Origin of the sequence: [Flexibacter] sp. ATCC 35208 (assembly GCF_001975825.1) — a bacterium.
Classification (GTDB): Bacteria; Bacteroidota; Bacteroidia; order Chitinophagales; family Chitinophagaceae; genus Chitinophaga.
In genome coordinates this window covers 1-3,939 of the sequence record NZ_MTKN01000147.1, presented here as the reverse complement: position 1 = coordinate 3,939, position 3,939 = coordinate 1, and the positions used below count along the sequence as shown (strand labels likewise).

The window sequence follows — 3,939 nt, the reverse complement described above, 5'->3', positions numbered from 1 at the left end:
GCCGAGAACCGAATACTTACATTACAAAGCAGTTTTAAAAAAGCTGTATGATGATGGCTGGACAGTCAAGAACACAAAGGGGAGTCATGTACAACTGACCCATCCTATCAAGCCGGGCAAGGTAACCTTATCTAAGAAATATGGAAAAGAGTCATTACCTCCTGGTACATTAGATAGTATTTGGGAGCAAGCGGGGTGGGAATAATCCCCCTTGCTTCTCCTCCCTAAATCCTACACTATCCTATTTTATAATAGAAAAAGCAAATGTCTATGCAAATTATTAATCTTGTAATCGAGAAAACAGAAAATAAATTTTTTGGACGCATTAAATTTGAGGATAACCTTATAGTAGATGATGCAAATGATGTTCAAACTTTGGAAAAAAACATGAAAAATCTTTTGAAAGAATTTCATGATTTAAATCCTGCGGATATTAGGTTTGAATATAAATATGATTTTTCAGCATTATTTGAAAACTTCAGTTTTTTAAATGTAGCCGCAATTGCCGAAATGTCTGGTATGAATGTCAGTTTATTAAGACAATATAAAAATAAAGTCAAATTTCCCTCAGCAAGGCAAGCAAAAAAAATCGAGGACACAATTCACCAAATTGGACGGACTTTGATAGACGTTCATATTTTGTCAAAGTAGTATGTTTATATTGTCTTGCCCTATTTAAACGCGTATTGCAATCATCATCAATCATATATCATTTAGCATGTAAGTCGGATCAAATTTAAGAGAGCAAGTATAGCCATATATCCCAATTATTTATAGGTTTCTAAAATGTAGATATCCTTATTCTTTTATTATAATAACAAGAAGTAACATATTATTCTACTGTGACAATATTATTTGTCATTGAAAAATAAGGGAAAAAATCTGGGAAGGTGCTTAATATCTTGCCATCAATAAGAAAATGATGGGCGACTGATGGAAAAAGTTTAGGGTCAATTTTTATTAATGCATTTGGATTATGGAAGATAGATACTCCTTCAGCCCAAGTTTCATTGCATTCTTCATTAACGACATAATGAAATGGGATTGGGACTACTGCGTTGGGATCATGATCATGACGCATTCCAGCTCTAATTAAAGAGTTTTTCATAGAACCTAATCCTGCCTGCTTTCCCATTCTATTAAATTTAGAAATCGTTCCGGCGGCTGTAAATAATACGGCGCTTATATTTTCGGAATCAGGCAACGAAAAAAAGCCTGCCGGTACTTTAATTCCAGTACCTTTTACGAACCCTTCAATTGGTGTATAATCAATTTTAACATTTCCATTCACATCTTTACTGTGGGATATTTTGTATCCATACAAATATTCAAGCAGTGCAGAGAATGACCATGTCATCGACATATAAGCGTGAAAATCTGCGACAGCAATAATTATTGATTTACCAGCCACATGACTAAGTTCCCAATAACGTTTTTTAAGTTTCTTAGTTAGAACTGTAGCATATTTAATTGGCATTTCATTCTTTAACTTTTCTTCGACTTCAGCTTGTGTAAAAGGTCTTGATATATTTAATAATGCTTCTCTAGTGTTTTCAGTTGGATTAATAGTTACGGCCTCAATTGCTATTTCTACTCCCATTTTTTCTATTATTAAATCTGGGGCATGACTACCTTTTTTGAATGAAAAATATTCTTCTCGACAGAAGCAATATAAATAAATTTCCCACAACCGAGCATCAAAACCATTAAGCGATTGAAATTGTTGAATAAAGTTTCCATCAATATCTTTATAGTGGTATGAAATTTCCTTCATAACTTCTTTTGCCGCCAGAAACCCTATATGTTCATTTAAAAAATCGAAATTTGGATGTCTTTTTTCTTGAGAAACAATTGGCTTAAATAAATCAAAGTACTTTGACTCCTCATGGTGTGATACTCGATCTGAACAATATTCTTTCTCCAACCATATTCTCGCTTCTTCAATGTTAGGAAAACTTACTTGAAGACTTTCTGCTTTATATTGCTTAGATGAATCTCTTGAAAGAAGTATAGCTGAAAAGTCATTGTCAATAAGATCAATGAGAATAACTCCTAATATACCGTTATGATCACTATAAAATTCTAATTCCTGTGCAAGGTGATGAATAAATGGTTCTCTTGTAAATAACGTATAGATATTAAATAGATTTCGACTAATGCGGGGCAGCTTTTCCATATATAGTTATATTGAAAATAGGTAATAATGATTAGTATCTAAAGCCTTTGTTGAGCTCAAATTTCGTTCAAATGATAATTCTAATTTATTTCTATATTGCTTAGATAGTCCTTCTAAATTTTCATATCCATTACTTTTCATACTAGTCAATTTATTAAAATTTTGTTGCTTAAGATATTTAATAAAATACCTAAATCCCATGCAGAGGACTTTCAAATAGAATTCCAGTTTCTTTTTCGACGAATGCATAAATATCTTTTCGATGTGGCAGAACAACTTTAATAAAAAAAATATCTATAAATGGCATTGCCTTGTTTTTTAATTCCGCAGGTAAAGGTTGGTTCATTTCTGCAAATTCTAAATAATTTTCGCTACACATATAAAAAGGCTGTAAAACAAAAAGTAGCATTGTATGGCAAATGATGACATCTAATAAGTCTATGCGGAAAATGTCCAGAATATTCTCTCTCCCTTCATAATACATAGTATTATTATTCAAAAATGAGTTATGCCAAGAGTTTAAATGAATATGTTCATTTGCTCTTTTTTTAATACTCGCATATCTATTGTCATAATCAAGTATTGCGTAAGCATCTGACAACTCATGGGAAGTTTTGATATAGCTTAACTGGTTCGCAAAGCTGTCAAATTGGGCAGTATCATCAATCCATTTTTTCACTTTATCAACAAACAATTCAAGGGTTCCATTTTCCAAGTTTTTTTTTGTTTCATGTGAAATATACAAGAGCAAGTAAACATGAAAATTGGAAACTTCATGAAACTTTCTCAGTAGCGCATTTCCATCATTGAGCAATTTGGATTCTAAAAGCAATCTAAAAGAATATATAGTTCCTTTTAAATTAGCAAGTATGTCGGAATTTATACTGATATGGGGCCCGACACCAGCTAATCCTACAGAAGATATAGTAAATATTAGATCCTCATAAAATGTTTCATAGACATCCAGATCTTTGAAAATAGGGTGTTTCTTATAATTTATATCTGAATTTGATTGGGGTGAATGCATGATTTTATTTTTTTTAGAAATGAAAATATGCTTAGATCAATGTATCCGATACCAGGTGTTTTTTAAATAATTATTCCTCATCTATTTGTTTGATATTATAGAATGATGCACCTCCACTTGTTTTGTAACTCATTTCTACTAATGGCTCTCTTAAAAGTTCTGGACGAGTATCCATTAGAATTTTACAAATGTCATTCTCAAATTGTGACAAGCCCAAGATTGTATCATTAAAGATTTCACCTACTAGAATATAATCCTTTTCTTCAGAATTACCTTTTATCAATTTGATTGTTAATTCGTCACATTTTTTGAAATGAAATGAAGGTTCCAATCTATAACCACGATGTATTAGACAATCTCTATAATTTTTAACTTTTTGTATCCATGTATTTAAATTTGGATTAGTAAGTTCCTGTATGGCTAACCATACTGGCTGACAACTACTTAAATTATTTTTAATATTTCTAATATCGGGCATTTTATGATCATCCCTGATCTCTTGATTAACTATTACATCTACTAAACATGAAAATAAATCTATGAAAGATTTGATACTAATGATCATAAGGTAGGAATAATCCCTTATTGGGCCAGCATATTCAATAGAGTATGAATCATAATGTGAGATGATATTATCAATAGTAGAATCATCACTAAAAGAATTTAATCTTCTATGTAACGATTCAAGTTGAGTGTAAGAATCTATAACCAACCGCCATTGTGTAATCGGCAATTA

The 3,939-nt window shown here is 31.4% G+C and carries 5 protein-coding genes; 2 read left to right on the top strand and 3 right to left on the bottom strand.

The window, feature by feature from the left end:
• Together BW716_RS34555 and BW716_RS34550 are read left to right on the top strand one after the other, a co-directional pair.
• Positions 1-205, top strand: a 205-nt coding sequence (locus tag BW716_RS34555) for a type II toxin-antitoxin system HicA family toxin (protein WP_235644021.1), incomplete at its 5' end; no start/stop codon positions are given.
• 65 nt (positions 206-270) lie between these two features.
• Complete coding sequence (locus BW716_RS34550; protein ID WP_083730600.1) at positions 271-651, top strand: hypothetical protein; 381 nt, start codon at positions 271-273, stop codon at positions 649-651.
• A gap of 181 nt (positions 652-832) precedes the next feature.
• Here the strand turns inward: BW716_RS34550 and BW716_RS34545 are convergent, their stop codons facing one another.
• The 3 genes from BW716_RS34545 to BW716_RS34535 form a co-directional block, all read right to left on the bottom strand.
• Complete coding sequence (locus tag BW716_RS34545) at positions 833-2,176, bottom strand: glycosaminoglycan attachment site (protein WP_083730599.1); 1,344 nt, start codon at positions 2,174-2,176, stop codon at positions 833-835.
• A 190-nt stretch (positions 2,177-2,366) separates the two neighbouring features.
• Positions 2,367-3,203 (bottom strand): hypothetical protein, encoded by an 837-nt coding sequence (locus BW716_RS34540; RefSeq protein ID WP_083730598.1) that lies wholly within the window; start codon positions 3,201-3,203, stop codon positions 2,367-2,369.
• 70 nt (positions 3,204-3,273) lie between these two features.
• Positions 3,274-3,768, bottom strand: a complete 495-nt coding sequence (locus tag BW716_RS34535) for a hypothetical protein (protein WP_083730597.1) — start codon at positions 3,766-3,768, stop codon at positions 3,274-3,276.
• Positions 3,769-3,939: the final 171 nt, after the last annotated feature.